The following is a 15,105-nucleotide window of genomic DNA, read 5'->3' on the forward strand; positions in this document are numbered from 1 at the left end:
CTGGGTGCAGGATGCACCATCCGGCGATGGGCGCAACCGTCGGTTGCGGTTGCGCTGCGTTCTCCCTATCTCCGCACCAAACGCCATATAGGGGATTGCAATGACCACGTTCGACGATCGCGAAAAGGCATTCGAGGCGAAGTTCGCGCGCGACGAGGACATGGCCTTCCGCGTCACCGCGCGCCGCAACCGGCTGGTCGGCCAATGGGCCGCCGCGCAGATGAAGCTGACCCCGGAAGAGACCGACGCCTATGCCAAGGCGGTCGTCCAGGCCGATTTCGAGGAAGCGGGCGACGAGGACGTGATCCGCAAGCTGCTCGGCGACCTGCTCGCCGCCGGCATCGAGACCGACGACGCCACCGTGCGCCGCGCGCTCGAGGAGCAGGCGGTCGAGGCGCGCCGCCAGCTGATGGGCGAAGCCTGATGCCGATGGCTGCCGCCGAGATCGAGGACCTGATCAAGGCCGGCATCCCCGATGCCCGGGTCGAGATCACCGATCTCGCCGGTGACGGCGATCATTATGCGGCGCGCGTGGTCGCGCCGATGTTCAAGGGCATGCCGCGGGTGCGCCAGCACCAGGCGGTCTATGCCGCGCTCGGCGGGCGCATGGGCGGCGTGCTCCACGCGCTCCAGCTCACCACCGAAGCGCCGCTCGAGGAGTAAGCGAAGTGACCGACGATACCCAGGCGCGCATCCAGGCGCTGGTCGACAGCAACAACGTGCTGCTGTTCATGAAGGGCAGCCCGCTCTTCCCGCAATGCGGCTTCTCCAGCCGCGCGGTGGCGATCCTGAACCATCTCGGCGCGGAGTTCGAAAGCGTCGACGTGCTCCAGGACCAGGGCATCCGCCAGGGGATCAAGGAATTCTCCGACTGGCCGACCATCCCGCAACTCTATGTGAAGGGCGAGTTCGTGGGCGGCTCGGACATCATGATGGAGATGTTCGAGAGCGGCGAGCTGGGCGAGCTGCTGGCCGAGAAGGGTGCGGCCGCCTGAGCGCGGCCGGCGACCGATCCTTCCCGGCACTTATCTCCTTCAGGCAAATATCCCTGTTGCGTCATCCCCGCGCAGGCGGGGACCTAGGGTTTCTCTGCCGCATCGTCCGTGACTCTGGATCCCCGCCTGTGCGGGGATGACGGCCATCGAGCCCTTGCCTGAAGGGAAGGGGATGATCGTCATCCTTCTTCATTGCCCCAGCCCGCTGCCGGCGCCGACGCTCCGAGATGGCGAGCGTGTCGGCTTCTTGTGGCGATCTCGCCGCGGCGATCGTGCCATAATCAGGCGGCGGACGGCATCCGATCGATTCGTTCTGGGAAGACCCGGGTCGGGTGGGTCGACGCGAGACCGGGGAAAGTAGCGGTCGACCCACCCTGAAATGAAGCGTTGAACGCTTGGGGTGCCTTATATCCTGCAGCCCCCGTGCCAGTTCGCCCCGACCGCGGATTTCTGCGCCTCATGCTGGTTATCGGCTCTTAACCCTCTCGCGCAGCTGTAAGCCGTTCCGACAGTTTCCGGCCCTGAGGGCGAAGGGCATATCAAAGATCCGACAGAATTCGTTCAGCCGGCGTTCACCCGCTTGACTACAGACGTAATCGTAACGATTACAACAGTAGTCGAGCGAAAGAGGGACCCGATGACGGAACGGATCAGCGACGCCGAGCACGCCGTGATGGAAGTGCTGTGGGAAGAGTCGCCGCTCACTGCCCAGGAAGTGGCCGAGCGCGTGCCGGCCGAGCGCGGCTGGAGCGCCAATACGGTCAAGACCCTGCTCGGCCGCCTGCTCGCCAAGAACATCATCGCGCATCAGGAGGAGGGGCGTCGCTACCTCTATCGCCCGCTGGTGGTGCGCGGCGATTATGTCGCCGGGGAGTCGCGCAAGCTGATGGACCGCCTCTTCGGCGGCCGACTCACGCCGCTGGTCGCGCATCTCGCCGAGCGCGACGAACTCACCGACCAGGACATCGCCGAGATCGAGGCCCTGCTGAAGGAGCTCAAGCAATGACCGGCTGGCTCATCGAGACCTTCGTCGCCACCACGCTGCTGATGCTGCTGGTGCTCGCCGTCCGCGCGCCCGTCCGCCGCGCGTTCGGGCCGCAAATGGCCTATGCGCTGTGGGCGATCCCCGTGATCCGGATGCTGCTGCCGCCGTTGCCGGGCGACTGGCAGCTCACCAGCCTGATCGCTCCCTTCGTCCGCGAGGCGGATGTACCCGGGATCGTCACCGGCGTGATCAGGCCGGAGGCGCTGCCCACCGGGATCGACAGGAGCGCGGTGACGATCGTCGAGATCAGTGCCGGCAGCCATCCCGCCACTGCGGCGCTGGTCGCGCCCACCTATGGCGCGAGCGGGCCCAGCCTGCTGATCCTCGGCATCGGCTTGTGGGCGATCGGCGCGCTGGCCTTTCTCGGCTGGCACCTGATCGCCCATCGCCGCCACTGCGCGCGCCTGCTCAGGGCCGCCCGCGTCGATCGCACCGTGGCGCAGGGCAAGGTGCGCGTGATCGAGACGGATGCGGTGCACGGCCCGCTCGCCTTCGGCGTGCTGCGCAAATACGTCGCCTTTCCGTGCGACTTCACCGAGCGCTATGACGAGCAGGAGCGCGATCTCGCGCTGGCCCATGAGCTTGGCCATCATGTCCGCGGGGACCTGATCGCGAACTGGGTCGCCCTGTTCGTCCTCGCCATCCACTGGTTCAATCCGGTCGCCTGGAGGGCGTTCCGCGCCTTCCGCGCCGACCAGGAAATGGCCTGCGACGCCCTGGTGCTCGCCGGCCGCGCCCAGGCACTGCGCCATGCCTATGGCCGTGCGATCGTCAAGTCCGCGCATGGGGGTGCGGTCTCGGCGGCATGTCACTTGCACACGATCAACGAAGTCAAAGGGAGGCTACGCATGCTTTCGAAGACCCACAAGAATACCCCCGCCCGTCTCGCCACCGGCCTGATCGGCACCGGCGCGCTCGGCCTCGCCGCCCTCGGCCTCACGGCCTCTGGCACGCAGGCCGCCGAGCAGATCAAGGCGAAGGTGGAGACCGTCACCGGCGTGAAGCTGGACCAGGACGTACCCGCGCCGCCGGCGCCGCCGGTTGCGGCCGAGCCGGCCGCTCCGCGGGCGCCCGCCGCCGCGCCGGAAGCGCCCGCGGCTCCGGCCCGGGTCGAGCGCTACGTCTATCGCTCCACCGAGGGGGGCAAGGAAAAGGACGACAAGCGCGTCACCAAGATCGTGATGGTGCGTGCCGACGGTTCTTCGTTCGAGACGAAGATGCCCGATATCGACGCGATCCGCGCCAGCGTGCCCGAGGTCCGGAACGGCAAGTGCGCGGACACCGCGGACGGCAAGCCCGTCGTCGAGAAGTTCGAGCGCGACGGCAAGAAGGTGATGATCGTCTGCTCCAACCGGATCGAGAAGATCACGATCAATGCCGAACGCGCGGCGGTCGACGCCAAGCGGATGGGCATGCGCAGCGCGATGATGGGCCTGCGCATGGCCCGGCGCTCGATCGAGAGCCAGTCCGATCTCAGCGCCGAGCAGCGCGCCAAGGCGCTGAAGGGCATCGATGAGGCGATCGCCGAAGTCGAGAAGAGCGCCGCCGACGACAAGTGACATGGAGGGGAAGGGCGTTCGTCAAAAAGCCCCTTTCACGAACGCCTTTCGACGGGGCCGGCCGATCTCCTTCGCGGCCGGTCCCGTTTCCGTTTTTCAGGCCGGCCTTGCGCTGCGGCGCGGCAAAGGCCATTTCGGGGACATGGACATCATCGCGGATGCCCCGACCGGCCTGGCCATGGCGCTCGATCCGCTGGTCACGCGGGTGCTGGCGCCCAATCCCTCGCCCTTCACCTATACCGGCACCCAGACCTATCTGGTCGGCACCTCCGAGCTTGCGGTGATCGATCCCGGACCGGACGATCCGCGCCACCTCGCGGCGCTGGTCGCGGCGATCGGCGGGCGCCGGGTGACGGCGATCCTCTGCACCCACACGCATCGCGACCACAGCCCCGCCGCCGCGCCGCTCCGGGCCGCGACCGGCGCGCCGATCATCGGCTGCGCCCCGCTCACGCTCGAGGATGCCGGCCCGCGTGCCGATGCCGCGTTCGATACCGGCTATGCCCCCGATCGCGTGCTCGCCGACGGGGACAGGGTCTCGGGCCCGGACTGGACGCTGGTGGCGGTCGCCACGCCTGGCCATACCTCCAACCACCTCTGCTTCGCGCTGCCCGAGAGCGGTGCGTTGTTCTGCGGCGACCATGTCATGGGCTGGTCGACCACCGTGGTCGCGCCGCCCGACGGCGATATGGCCGCCTATATGGCCAGCCTAGACAAGCTGATGGCGCGCGAGGACGACCGCATCTATTTCCCCGCGCATGGCGAGCCGATCGAGAAGCCGCACCGCTTCGTGCGCGGGCTGATCGGGCACCGCAAGCAGCGCGAGGGGCAGATATTGCGCCTGCTCAAGGCCGATGTCGGCGCGGTTCCCGCCATGGTCGAGCGCATGTATGCTGGGCTCGATCCCCGGCTGAACGGGGCGGCCGGACGATCGGTGCTCGCGCATCTGATCGACCTGCGCGACCGCGGGCTCGTCATCGAGGAGGACGGCGTTTGGAAGACGACAGCGTGAAGCAGGGCGGCGGGGGCTGCCTCAAGCTGTTCGGTGTCACCCTCGTGATCGTGCTGGCGGTGGTCCTGACGATGGGGGCCGGCTTCTGGTTCCTGGGCGATACGATCAAGCGGCAGTTCCAGGGCCCGACGCCGGAGACGGTGGCGCAGGCCAGCCTGCAGGGGCTGCGCGAGCAGAACCGGCTGTCCGCCTTCGCGGCCAAGTTCGTCGCAGTGGTCACGTCGAAGCAGAGCCAGCTCGGCCTCACCGCGCAGAAGACGATGATCATGCCGGGCAGCGTCCGCTATGAGGTAGACCTGTCGAAGCTGCGCCAGGAGGATGTGACCTGGGACGCGCAGAACAAGCTGCTGACCGTCCGGTTGCCGGCCGTCGAAGCAATGGGCCCGGACGTCGATCTCGACCAGGTCCGCCAGTACGACAATGGCGGCATCCTGCTCTCGGTCACCGATGTCGGCGGCAAGCTTGACGATGCCAATCGCAAGGCCGGCCAGCAGGAGCTGCTCCGCCAGGCCCAGTCGGGGCCCTATATGCGCATGGCGCGCGATGCGACGCGGCGCGCGGTGGAGCGCAGCTTCACCATGCCGCTCCGGGCGACGGGCATCGCCGCCGATGTCCAGGTGATCTTCCCCGACGAGGCGAACCGCCCGACCGAGCGCTGGGACGAATCGCGCCGGCCCGAAGAGGTGATCGCCAACAAATGGTGAGCGGCCGCGCCGTTGAGCGGCCGGCCCGAATGCGCTACCTTCACGGCATTGCATATTTCAGTTGGGGGACTGAACATGGCGACTCTCGCCGAACCGATGCCGCGCGTCCAGCGCGACCGCTTCTTCCTGATCCTGTCGCTCGCCATGATCGCGGTGATCGTCGGCGGCTTCTCGCTCAACCTGGCGCTTGGCCGGTCGAGCTTCGGCCTGCCGCTGATCTATCATGTCCATGCCTTTGTCTTCATGGGCTGGATCCTGATCTACCTGGCGCAGAACCTGCTGATCGCCACCGGGAACGCGGCGATCCACCGCAGGCTCGGCTGGATCGCGCTGGCCTGGGTGCCGGCAATGGTGGCGATGGGGCTGGCGATCACGCTCTATGCGGTGCGCGATCATGGCGGGCCGCCCTTCTTTGCGTTGCCCGAGTTCCTGTTCGGCAATCCCGCCGGCCTGTTCTGCTTCGCCGGGCTGGCCCTTGCGGGATTCTCGATGCGCGGCCGCTCCGACTGGCATCGCCGGCTGATGCTCTGCTCGATGGCGACGATCACCGGGCCGGGCTTCGGGCGGATCCTGCCCGTGCCGTTCATGATCCCCTGGTCGTGGCTGGTCGCGGCACTTCTCGCCCCGGCGATCTTCCCGCTGATCGGCATGGCCGTCGACCGGCGGCGCACTGGCCGGGTGCATCCGGCCTGGCTCTGGGGGCTCGGCGCGATGATCGCCACCTTCGCGTTGGGCGAGGCGATCGCGTTCACCCCGTTCGGCGAATCGGTGGCGCGTGCCGTGGTGGCGGGCTCGCCCGGTGCCGATCGCGCCTTTGCTGCGCACTTTCCCTGATCGACCTTGAACCCGCGCGCCCGCCGGGCCATGTGCGGCGCGGGCAAGGGAGTGTTAGGCATGGACGCGCGCAATGGTATCGGCGGGAGCCTGTCGGGGCTCGACCTTCGTGCGGAGATCGACCGGCTGCGCAAGGAGCGCAATGCCGTCATCCTCGCCCATTATTATCAGAAGCCCGAGCTGCAGGACCTGGCCGATTTCGTCGGCGACAGCCTCGACCTCAGCCGCAGGGCGGCGGAGACCGATGCGGAAGTGATCGCCTTTTGCGGCGTGCGCTTCATGGCCGAGACCGCCAAGATCCTCTCGCCGGACAAGATCGTGGTGCTGCCCGACATGAATGCCGGGTGCAGCCTGGAGGACAGCTGCCCGCCCGAGCAGTTCGCCGCCTTCCGCGCCGCGCATCCGGACCATATCGCGCTGACCTATATCAACTGCTCGACCGAGGTTAAGGCGCTCAGCGACATCATCGTCACCTCGAGCTCGGCCGAGAAGATCCTCGCGCAGATCCCGGAGAGCCAGAAGATCATCTTCGGCCCGGACCGCAATCTGGGCGGCTATCTCAAGCGCAAGGTGGGGCGCGACCTGCTGCTCTGGCCGGGAGTGTGCATCGTGCACGAGGCGTTCAGCGAGACCGAACTGCTCAAGCTCAAGGCGCAGCACCCCGGCGCGCCCGTGGCGGCGCATCCCGAATGCCCGCCGCACGTGCTCGATCACGCCGACTATGTCGGCTCGACCCGCGGCATCCTGGAATTCTCGCAGACCGTTCCGGGCGATACGCTGATCGTCGCCACCGAGCCGCACATCATCCACCAGATGGAGAAGGCGATGCCGGGCAAGACCTTCATCGGCGCGCCCGGTGCCGACGGCAACTGCAATTGCAACATCTGCCCCTATATGGCGCTCAACACGATGGAGAAGCTCTACCTCGCGCTGCGCGACCTCACGCCGCGCATCGAGATCGAGGAGGGCCTGCGCCTCCAGGCCAAGAAGAGCCTCGACCGGATGCTCGAAATGGCGGCGGGCACGGTGGGGCAGGGCGATCTGGGCGCGATCGGCGGCGATCCGGCCGGGAAGCGCTGAACCTGCGCCTCTCCCAAAAGGGGAGGGGCCGGCTCACCGCCACGCCGGCTGGATGCCCATCTCCGCCGAATAATAGTTCACATATTGCGCGAGCCGCGGCTGCGTGGCCGTGTTCGGGCTGGCGCCGTGCGGCAGGTCGTGCCGCCAGATGATCAGGTCGCCGGCACGCGCGGGGACGCGCACGGCCCGGTCGCCGAGATCCACCGTTCGCGGATCGGCGTCGCCCAGCGCGGCCAGCCATTCGACCAGGCGATGGTGGAAGCCGGGAACCAGCTCGAACGCGCCCTGGTCCGCAGCGGTGTCGGAGAGATAGAGGATGCCCTGCGTCGCGAAGGCGATCGGCGGGACGAGGCTCACGTCCCAGTGCAGCCGCGGTGCGGCGAAGCTGCAAGGCGTGCGCAGCGGCGCGTTGAAGCTCATCCGGTCGATGCGCGACCACAGGTCGCTCGTGCCCCAGAGCTGGGCAAAGGCCTTGTGCACCCGCGGTGCGCGTCGCGCCGCCTCCAATGCGGGATGCTGGAAAAGCTGGACCATCAGCCCGTTGGTGCGCGGCCCATGCCAGCTTGTCGGATCGGCCGGATCGGCCCCGGTCGCTTCCCAGAGCAGGGCCGCCGCCGCTTCGACTTCCCGGGGCGTGATCGCGCCGCGCAGGATCACATAGCCTTGCGCATCCCAATGGGCGAGGTCCGCCGCATCGAGCACCGCCGGCATCGCGTCGATCCGCGAGAGCTGGGCGGAGACTTGCGGCGGAGGCGGGGCGCCGGCGATCGCGGCATGATAGCGGGCGATGGTCACTGGGTCGGGCCGGCCCGCGGTGGTGACGATCCAGCGCCGGAAGGCCTCGAAATCGGGCTGTTCGCGGCCCAGAAATTGTAGCGTCTGCTCCAGGCCCAGGCCCAATGCGTCGAGCAACAGCTTGTCGGCCATCCACTCCTCGGGCGGCGACGACCGATGCGCGACGCGGCGTTCCCAATAGGCGCGCAGCCGGCGGACCTCGGGCAGCGCGGCGGGTTCGATATCGGCCATGGAGGCAGCCTGCTATGCGCGCCGCATCCCGGTCAACTCGGGTTCGAACCGATCCCGCGCGGTTCCGCACCCCCTTGCCGTCCGCGCGGACTGTGCCACAAGCGCGCCATGTCACACGTCTTCGCACTTCCGGGATTCGATCTCGATGCCTTTGTTGCCGCCACGCTCGCCGAGGATCTCGGCGACGAAGGCGACGTCACCTCCGCCGCGGTGATCCCGGCCGATGCGATGTTTGCCGGGGTGATGGACAGCCGCGACGCGATCACCGTCGCCGGCCTGCCCATTGCCGAGGCCTTTTTCCGCGCACTCGATCCCGAGGTCGAGATCGAGCGGCTGGTCGAGGATGGCGATCGCGTGGTGCCGGGCACCGACCTGATGCGGCTGCGCGGCCGCGCACGCGCCCTGCTCACCGCCGAGCGTCCCGCCCTCAACACGGTGCAGCATCTCTCCGGCATCGCGACCATGACGCGGGCCTATGTCGATGCCATCGCGGGGACCGGCGCCACGCTGCTCGACACGCGCAAGACGCTGCCGGGCCTGCGCAGGCTCGAGAAATACGCGACGCGCATGGGCGGGGCGACCAACCATCGCATGGGCCTTTGGGACGCCGCGATGATCAAGGACAATCACGTCGCGGTCGCCGGATCGGTGGCCGAGGCGGCGCGGCGCGCCGCCGCCGCCGGTATCGCGCGCATCATCGTCGAGGTCGACCGGATCGACCAGATCGAACCCGCGCTTGCCGCGGGGGCGACGCATCTCCTGCTCGACAATATGGGGCTGGCGACGCTGCGTGAGGCTGTCGCGCTGGTCGCGGGCCGGGTGCCGACCGAGGCTTCGGGCGGCGTGCGGCTCGACACGATCCGGGCGATCGCCGCAACCGGCGTGACTTATGTCAGCGCCGGCCGGCTCACCCAATCGGCGCCCGCCGCCGATATCGGCGTGGATTTCTTGCAGGGATGAGGAGCATGGATGTGCGCAAGCCGGTTCTCGGTCTCGTCGGCGCCGGTCTCGCGTTGCTGCCTGGCCTTGCTTCCGCCCAGGCGCTGATGTGCCGCGTGCCCGGCAAGGCCGAGCGGCCGCGCCCCGATCTGCCCGGCGCGAAGGAGCCGCGGCGGATCATGCCGATCGGCTCCTATACGCTGGCGCTTACCTGGAGCCCCGGCTTCTGCCGCGCCCATGGCGACGAACCGGAGAATCGCTTCCAGTGCCGCCAGGGCGCGCGCTTCGGCTTCACCTTGCACGGCCTGTGGCCCGATGGGGAGACGCGGAGCTGGCCGCAATATTGCGCCGACACCCGCATCCTGCCGCCCGCGCAGATCAAGTCGATGCTCTGCGCCACGCCCTCGGCGCAGTTGATCCAGCACGAATGGGCCAAGCACGGCACCTGCACCTCGATGTCGCCCGCTGCCTATTTCGGCACGGCCAGGCGGCTCTATGACGCGGTCCGCTATCCGGACATGGAGCGGCTGTCGCGCGGGGAGCTGACCGTCGGCGGGTTCAAGGCGCGTTTCGCCGAGGCCAATCGCGGCATTCCCGCCAGCGCGATCCGCGTGACGGTGACGCGCGAGGGGTGGCTCGACGAGCTCTGGCTCTGTCTCGACAAGGGGCTGCGCTACGAAGCGTGCCGGCCCGGCACCGGCGGCGCGGCTGATGGCAGCGCGTTGAAGATCTGGCGCGGCGGGCGGCGCTGATCAACGACCTTTGGCTGGGCCAATCACGGATAGGGAAGTCCGAAGCACCCGAATATCCCGGTTTGTTCTAGGTTGGGGGCTCATATTCGTTTCCGTCATCCCCGCGCAGGCAGGGATGACGGCGGAAAATCAGATACTGGTTTGGGTTTTCAACCTAGCGCTGATGGACCGTCGCGGTGCCCGGGTGGTGCCGATCGAGGTGCCGCTTGATCAGCCTGAGGTTGCGGGTGTTCGACCTGAAGAGGAAATCCGCCGCGTCGCCCACGACCGGCACCAGCCCGATCAGCCAGTCGAAGCCGACATTGCCGACCATGCGCATCATCGTCGTCGCCGGCATCTTAAGGTTGCGCGCTTCCCAGACGATGTAGAGGCCGAGCAACGCGGCGATCAGGTCGCCGCCCACCGGCACGAGGCCCAGGATCGCATCCAGGCCGACCTTGGCCTTGGTGCCGGGGATGGGAACGCTGCGCTCGAGCAGATGCTCCATCATCTCGATCCGCCGGCGCACGTCCGCCGCATGCGTTCCCAGCGGCAGCGCCGCCGCTGCCGCCTTTGCCCCCGAAGCCATCCGCGTCGTTCTCGCCACGCTCACCTCGTCTCGTTGCGCAGGTGGTTCAACGGGTGCCACGCGCGCGCGTTCCCCTGCCACGCCTGCAGCCGCAATGCGACGATAGACCATCGGAAGGGCTGGGCGATAGGGATGAAAGCGCCGTCCGCGGTGAGCGCGGCATCGGCCTCGGCGATGCGATGGGCGCGAGCATAGAGGTCCGGCGCATCGCGCGCGGCTTCGATCAGCGTCTGCGCATCGTCGGAACAGGCCTGGCAAGCGGTGGCGACGAACCACCGCGCACTGTCATAGGGGGCGACGGCATCGACGAGGCGCAGGTCCGCGGGGGCGTCGAGGGCGCTGCGAACGGGCGTTATGCCGATCGCATAGAGCGCCTCGGCCAGTCGCGACCAGACGAGCGTGGCGCCCGGCCCCGCGGGCAAGGCGATGCGCATGGTGACCGGGCCCGGGTGCGCACGCCGCCAGCCGGCGACCGCGGCCCGCGCGCTCTGCCGGCGCTGGTCGAGGTCGAGCGGCGTCCAGGCGGGCTGCGCAGGCGGATTGGCCGAATCGAGCTGCCCCGGAAGCAGGGTCTCGACCGGCACCCAGTCCGGATGGATCTCGTGCGTGAGGGTGGGGCGATCGATCGCCATCGCGATCGCGGCGCGATTGGCGGGATCGGCCAGAAACCCCTGGCGCGAGGCCACCGCCAGGCCGAACAGCCCGAGCGCGTTGTCCAGCTTCACATTGGGCGTTGCGATGCCCGATGCCACTACCAGCGGCCAGTCGGCGAAGCTGCCGCCCAGCACCAGGTCCGACTGGCCGTCGCGGAAACGGGCAAGGGCAACCGCCGCGCGCTCGCCGTGGAACTGCAGCATCTCCTGGGGGCGGGGCGCGCCGGCGTCTTCGGCCGCGTCCGGATCGGGCACCGGACGCAACAGCACGCCGCCGTGGCGCTGCGCGGCCCGGAAGGGGCCGCTGCCATCGAGCTTGTCGAGCCGGAATACCGCCATTTCGGGTTGGGCGAACAGCTTGAGCAGGTCGGGCCGAGGGCGTTTCAACCGCACTTCGATCACCTGCGGCGTCATTTCCACGATCTCGTCGATCACCGCGAGAAAGGGCGAGAGCGCGTTGCGCGAACGCGGCGCGATCGTGCGGCGCAGCGCCCGCACCACTTGCTCGGCGGTGACCGGTTCGCCGTCCGGCCAGGTCGCATCGTCGCGCAGGCGAAAGATGTAGCTGCGGCCGTCGTCGATCACGATCCAGCGCTCGGCCAGCCCCGGCTCGATCTGGCCGGTGGCGTCGAATCGCACCAGGCCCTGCGCCGTCGCGCCGAGCAGTACGCGGCGGGCAGGATCGAGCGCCCCGCCGTCGGGATCGGCGAGCGCGCTGCCCGATCCGATCGCGCTGACCACCACGGCAGTGTCGTCGCGCCGTTGCCCCGCGCCGCCGTCGCACGCCGAAAGCGCGACCAGGGGCAGCAGGCAGAGGAGGCGAGGGGACATCAGGTAAATCCGGCTGGGCGGAAACGGGTGTATGATCGCCGGGCGCCGCTGCCAACCCCTGCGGCACCGCAGCGATTCGCTGCGATGCGGGAACTATCGGCGCGCGCGAGGCATTTTACTCCCATTCCTTTGAAAGGGGAGTGTGTACGATGCGTATTCTTGGTCGGGCGGCGGCTGTCGCTGCCCTGGTATCGCTGGCGGCTGTGCCGGCGCTCGCTGCGTCTGAAACCGCCGCGTCGAAGCTGTCTCTGCGCGGAGCTACCGGCTCCAAGCACAAATCGGATATCGCCGGCGCGCCGATCATCGCGATCATCGGCGTCGTTGCGATCGTGGCCGGCGGCGTGATCATCGCCACGCAGGACGACAAACCCGACAGCCCGTAAAGGGCATCGATGTGAAAGACATTGGTGCGGACGGCGGGACTCGAACCCGCACGCCCTGAAGGGCAGAAGATTTTAAGTGGAAACATTGAGTTTGCAACCACTTGAAAACACTACGTAAAAATGCACGTCGGAAATCAGTGCGTTAAATTGTGCGTTAGTTGTGACGAAATTTCTTGCGAATACTGGCGGCGAACCACGGTCGATGCGCCTCTCATAACGTGCTCGGCAATCAGCGCAACCGAGCCAACTGTGCCTTTCGTTCGGTAAGCTGTAGAATGAGGCAATGGAAGAGCCGACGAAACGGCGGCGCGTGAGTCGTCCCCCGCCCGATCCCCGCTATCATCAGGTGCTGCTGGATGCGCACATTTTGGATGACACAGGCGACGCCGAGGTTGCGGGGGCAGTTGAAACGATAATGGGGCAGAAGAACCGACGTGTCGGTTCTTCTGCCCCATTCGGTAAAGGCGGAAATTGAGAATCCGAACACCCCCACGGCGGTGAAGTGCCGGGCGGCTGATTTGATTTATACGATGCCGGTGTCCCTTAATCCTGGGGAATTGGACGTCCACGCAAAGGTACGGGCGCTCATGCGAGGCAATGCCTTATCCAACCAGCATGACAGCGATGCCTTTCACGTGGTCGAGGCCAGCAAGTATGGCGGTTACTTCGTGACATTGGACAAGCGCATTCTTAGAAAAAGCGCCGAGCTACGTGCGCTATTGCCGGGGTTATGGGTGGTTAGCCCCCAAGAGCTTGTCGGTATCTACAACGCAGCTGGGATGGTCTCTAGCCGATGAGGGAAATGAGCATGGGTTGCAGGTCTGCAACCCTGCCTCGTGGCGAACAGTGGGTGTGTAAGCGGAAATAGGCTTCGCGGGGAACCGGCTGCACGGAGCGCGTAGCGCGTAGGAAGCTGGGCGGAAGCCTCTTGCAGCGCGCCGAGGGCGAAGCCCTAAGCCTCCCGCTTATTTCGGCTGCCCGCGTTCAGTCCGTGGGTTGCAGCCGCAATACGCGGACCAAAGCGATCCTCGAATTCATCCCACAGTTCATCGTATACTCGATCCAATTGCCGAACGAGCTTTCGCGTCGAGCGGTTGAAGGCTCTTTGCAGCCTGACCAGCCCCTCTTTGAAAGAGCGCTGCACGTTGATGGGGCGGCCATAATAGTCCGTTCCAACCATGCCGTTTAGACGATGATTAAACAGTGAGGCGGTCTTGAAAGAACGATCGTCGATTGTGAATGCTCGCTCCTCACCTTGATGGATGCGGGCGTTGCGTTCGTCCCGCAAGCCACCTTGGTCATCAAGCATCTCCCCCAGAATCGTGACGAGGTCGGCGGGAATTCCCGCTTTCGCAAGGTGCCGCAATGTGCAGTTCGGAGGCACCAATCCCGCTTCATATACTTCATTTACGAGGTGCAGGGCGCAATCGACCACCGATATGTATCGTGTCAGAAACACGTCGGCGGAAACCACGAGCCAGTCGTATTGAGAGATAGGGAACGTGCGAAAATCTGTCGGTAACGGATCAGGCCAGAGCATATTTCCAACGAGATTGAGCGACTCTACCCGCCGTGCAAGCAGTTGCACGTTGTCGAGGACATCGACGGCATATTTGCAGTCTGGGTATTTCGCCAGCTCATCGTAGCTGTCGAAACTGAGTGTCACGATCCCCAGATCGTAGAGCCGTCCAACAAAGCCGTGATTGTCGGATGGCAGGATGTAGCGCTTCAAGAAACGAGTGCTTTGCCGCAGTGGTGGCGGGAGTGTCTCGAAAGGCATTGAGACGGTCGGGGTTGGCTTTGTTTTGGCTCTCATGATTGGGGTCAAATATTAGCCTCATGTTCGGCCAGGCACCATGCAATTTTGACCGCATATACAAGGGTAAGCCATTCCAATATCATCTCCGTGGGAGGGGCTTGCATGGCTTACCGAATATTGCCCTTGGACTCGCTCGTGGTGAACCCGGCAAACGACCGGCACGGCGAACTGGAGAACGAAACCGCCGCCATCGCGCGGCTGTTCGCTTTGCGCGAAACGCACATGCGCAATCTGACGAAGGATCTCGTGGCGAAAGGTGAGATATTCGAACCCCCGCTCGTGTATCCCGAGGGCGACAAATTCATCATCGCTGACGGAAACAGGCGCACGACCTGCCTGAAGCTGCTCGCCAGCCCCAAACGAGCGCCAACCGTCGAACTTCAGCAATTCTTCGCTGAGCAGAAAAAGGCGTGGAACGGAAAGCTGCCCGACCGCATACAGTGTCAGGTCGAAACCGATCGCGATCGGGTGGACGACATCCTTTTCCGGCGACACACAGGAAGCCAGAATGGTGTCGGTCAGTCCACGTGGGACGACCGCATGAAGAACAATTTCGTGGTCCGCACCGGAAAGGGGACGGGCACGAACGTGGCGGACGAAATCGAAAAGCGCCTCGCTGCGGCGGGACTGCTTCCCAAGAAGAAGATTCCTCGTTCAAATATGAACCGGCTTCTATCGGCCGAGGCGATCCGTAACCGCCTTGGTTTCAGCATCCGCAAAGGGAAATTCGAGTACCTCCGTAATGAGGATTCCGTTCGCAACGCGTTGCATCGCGTGGCGGATGATCTTTCGTCAGGCAAACTGACCTTGAATGACATTGACGTGCTCCCCTGAAACTCCTCCAGTTTGAGCTAGAGTCCTTCATTGAGGAGGACGGAGATGAAGCGCAGCAGGTTTAGCGAGGA

Annotated in this window: 18 protein-coding genes; 14 read left to right on the forward strand and 4 right to left on the reverse strand. The window is 66.2% G+C overall.

Translation table 11 applies throughout. The features are described 5' to 3' along the window. The first annotated feature begins 100 nt into the window (after window positions 1-100). The 9 genes from BGP17_RS22080 (at window position 101) to nadA (ending at window position 7,229) form a co-directional block, all read left to right on the forward strand. On the forward strand, window positions 101-424 hold the full coding sequence (locus BGP17_RS22080) for a DUF1476 domain-containing protein (RefSeq protein ID WP_137861509.1): 324 nt from the start codon (window positions 101-103) through the stop codon (window positions 422-424). Then, window positions 424-663 (forward strand): BolA family protein, encoded by a 240-nt coding sequence (locus BGP17_RS22085; RefSeq protein WP_086128722.1) that lies wholly within the window; start codon window positions 424-426, stop codon window positions 661-663. The genes BGP17_RS22080 and BGP17_RS22085 overlap by 1 nt, the downstream gene beginning before the upstream one ends. A 5-nt stretch (window positions 664-668) precedes the next feature. Then, window positions 669-995 carry a Grx4 family monothiol glutaredoxin gene (gene grxD / locus BGP17_RS22090; protein WP_167298018.1) on the forward strand — a complete coding sequence of 109 codons (327 nt, stop codon included), beginning with the start codon at window positions 669-671 and terminating at the stop codon, window positions 993-995. Between the two features lie 637 nt (window positions 996-1,632). Continuing rightward, the gene (locus BGP17_RS22095; protein ID WP_086128724.1) at window positions 1,633-2,001 is read left to right on the forward strand and encodes a BlaI/MecI/CopY family transcriptional regulator; all 369 of its coding nucleotides are present in this window, start codon (window positions 1,633-1,635) and stop codon (window positions 1,999-2,001) included. Continuing rightward, the gene (locus BGP17_RS22100) at window positions 1,998-3,599 is read left to right on the forward strand and encodes a M56 family metallopeptidase (RefSeq protein ID WP_286713628.1); all 1,602 of its coding nucleotides are present in this window, start codon (window positions 1,998-2,000) and stop codon (window positions 3,597-3,599) included. The genes BGP17_RS22095 and BGP17_RS22100 overlap by 4 nt, the downstream gene beginning before the upstream one ends. Before the next feature lie 142 nt (window positions 3,600-3,741). Beyond that, window positions 3,742-4,611 carry an MBL fold metallo-hydrolase gene (locus BGP17_RS22105; RefSeq protein WP_286713629.1) on the forward strand — a complete coding sequence of 290 codons (870 nt, stop codon included), beginning with the start codon at window positions 3,742-3,744 and terminating at the stop codon, window positions 4,609-4,611. Then, on the forward strand, window positions 4,593-5,315 hold the full coding sequence (locus BGP17_RS22110) for a DUF4230 domain-containing protein (protein ID WP_243857097.1): 723 nt from the start codon (window positions 4,593-4,595) through the stop codon (window positions 5,313-5,315). Before BGP17_RS22105 ends, BGP17_RS22110 begins: the two co-directional genes overlap by 19 nt. Before the next feature lie 75 nt (window positions 5,316-5,390). Continuing rightward, window positions 5,391-6,149 (forward strand): hypothetical protein, encoded by a 759-nt coding sequence (locus tag BGP17_RS22115; RefSeq protein ID WP_286713630.1) that lies wholly within the window; start codon window positions 5,391-5,393, stop codon window positions 6,147-6,149. A 60-nt stretch (window positions 6,150-6,209) separates the two neighbouring features. Next, the gene (nadA, locus tag BGP17_RS22120) at window positions 6,210-7,229 is read left to right on the forward strand and encodes a quinolinate synthase NadA (RefSeq protein ID WP_167298021.1); all 1,020 of its coding nucleotides are present in this window, start codon (window positions 6,210-6,212) and stop codon (window positions 7,227-7,229) included. A gap of 33 nt (window positions 7,230-7,262) precedes the next feature. Here nadA and BGP17_RS22125 read toward each other — a convergent pair whose 3' ends face one another. After that, entirely contained in the window at window positions 7,263-8,255 is a 993-nt protein-coding gene (locus tag BGP17_RS22125; protein WP_286713631.1) for a phytanoyl-CoA dioxygenase family protein, read from the reverse strand. Between the two features lie 108 nt (window positions 8,256-8,363). Here BGP17_RS22125 and nadC point away from each other — a divergent pair, with 108 nt between their 5' ends. Together nadC and BGP17_RS22135 are read left to right on the forward strand one after the other, a co-directional pair. Continuing rightward, a complete protein-coding gene (gene nadC, locus BGP17_RS22130) occupies window positions 8,364-9,215 on the forward strand; it encodes a carboxylating nicotinate-nucleotide diphosphorylase (RefSeq protein WP_286713632.1) in 852 nt (283 codons plus the stop codon). Between the two features lie 11 nt (window positions 9,216-9,226). Beyond that, window positions 9,227-9,946: a ribonuclease T2 family protein gene (locus BGP17_RS22135; protein WP_422051175.1), complete on the forward strand. Its 720-nt coding sequence runs from the start codon at window positions 9,227-9,229 to the stop codon at window positions 9,944-9,946. A gap of 154 nt (window positions 9,947-10,100) precedes the next feature. Here the strand turns inward: BGP17_RS22135 and BGP17_RS22140 are convergent, their stop codons facing one another. Continuing rightward, a complete protein-coding gene (locus tag BGP17_RS22140) occupies window positions 10,101-10,514 on the reverse strand; it encodes a DUF4112 domain-containing protein (RefSeq protein ID WP_167299330.1) in 414 nt (137 codons plus the stop codon). 20 nt (window positions 10,515-10,534) lie between these two features. Then, complete coding sequence (locus BGP17_RS22145) at window positions 10,535-11,998, reverse strand: ABC transporter substrate-binding protein (protein ID WP_286713633.1); 1,464 nt, start codon at window positions 11,996-11,998, stop codon at window positions 10,535-10,537. Between the two features lie 149 nt (window positions 11,999-12,147). Here BGP17_RS22145 and BGP17_RS22150 point away from each other — a divergent pair, with 149 nt between their 5' ends. Both BGP17_RS22150 and BGP17_RS22155 read left to right on the forward strand, forming a co-directional pair. Then, window positions 12,148-12,381, forward strand: a complete 234-nt coding sequence (locus tag BGP17_RS22150) for a hypothetical protein (protein WP_286713634.1) — start codon at window positions 12,148-12,150, stop codon at window positions 12,379-12,381. Window positions 12,382-12,815: 434 nt separating this feature from the next. After that, window positions 12,816-13,178, forward strand: a complete 363-nt coding sequence (locus tag BGP17_RS22155) for a PIN domain-containing protein (protein ID WP_286713635.1) — start codon at window positions 12,816-12,818, stop codon at window positions 13,176-13,178. A 155-nt stretch (window positions 13,179-13,333) separates the two neighbouring features. On the opposite strand, the gene BGP17_RS22160 is transcribed toward BGP17_RS22155, so the two are convergent. Further along, window positions 13,334-14,113 (reverse strand): Cthe_2314 family HEPN domain-containing protein, encoded by a 780-nt coding sequence (locus BGP17_RS22160; RefSeq protein ID WP_286713636.1) that lies wholly within the window; start codon window positions 14,111-14,113, stop codon window positions 13,334-13,336. 210 nt (window positions 14,114-14,323) lie between these two features. Here BGP17_RS22160 and BGP17_RS22165 point away from each other — a divergent pair, with 210 nt between their 5' ends. Beyond that, window positions 14,324-15,034: a hypothetical protein gene (locus BGP17_RS22165; RefSeq protein ID WP_286713637.1), complete on the forward strand. Its 711-nt coding sequence runs from the start codon at window positions 14,324-14,326 to the stop codon at window positions 15,032-15,034. The last annotated feature ends 71 nt before the right edge of the window (window positions 15,035-15,105 follow it).

This window comes from Sphingomonas sp. 67-41 (assembly GCF_001899725.1).
In the GTDB taxonomy this organism is placed as follows: Bacteria; Pseudomonadota; Alphaproteobacteria; order Sphingomonadales; family Sphingomonadaceae; genus Sphingomonas; species Sphingomonas leidyi.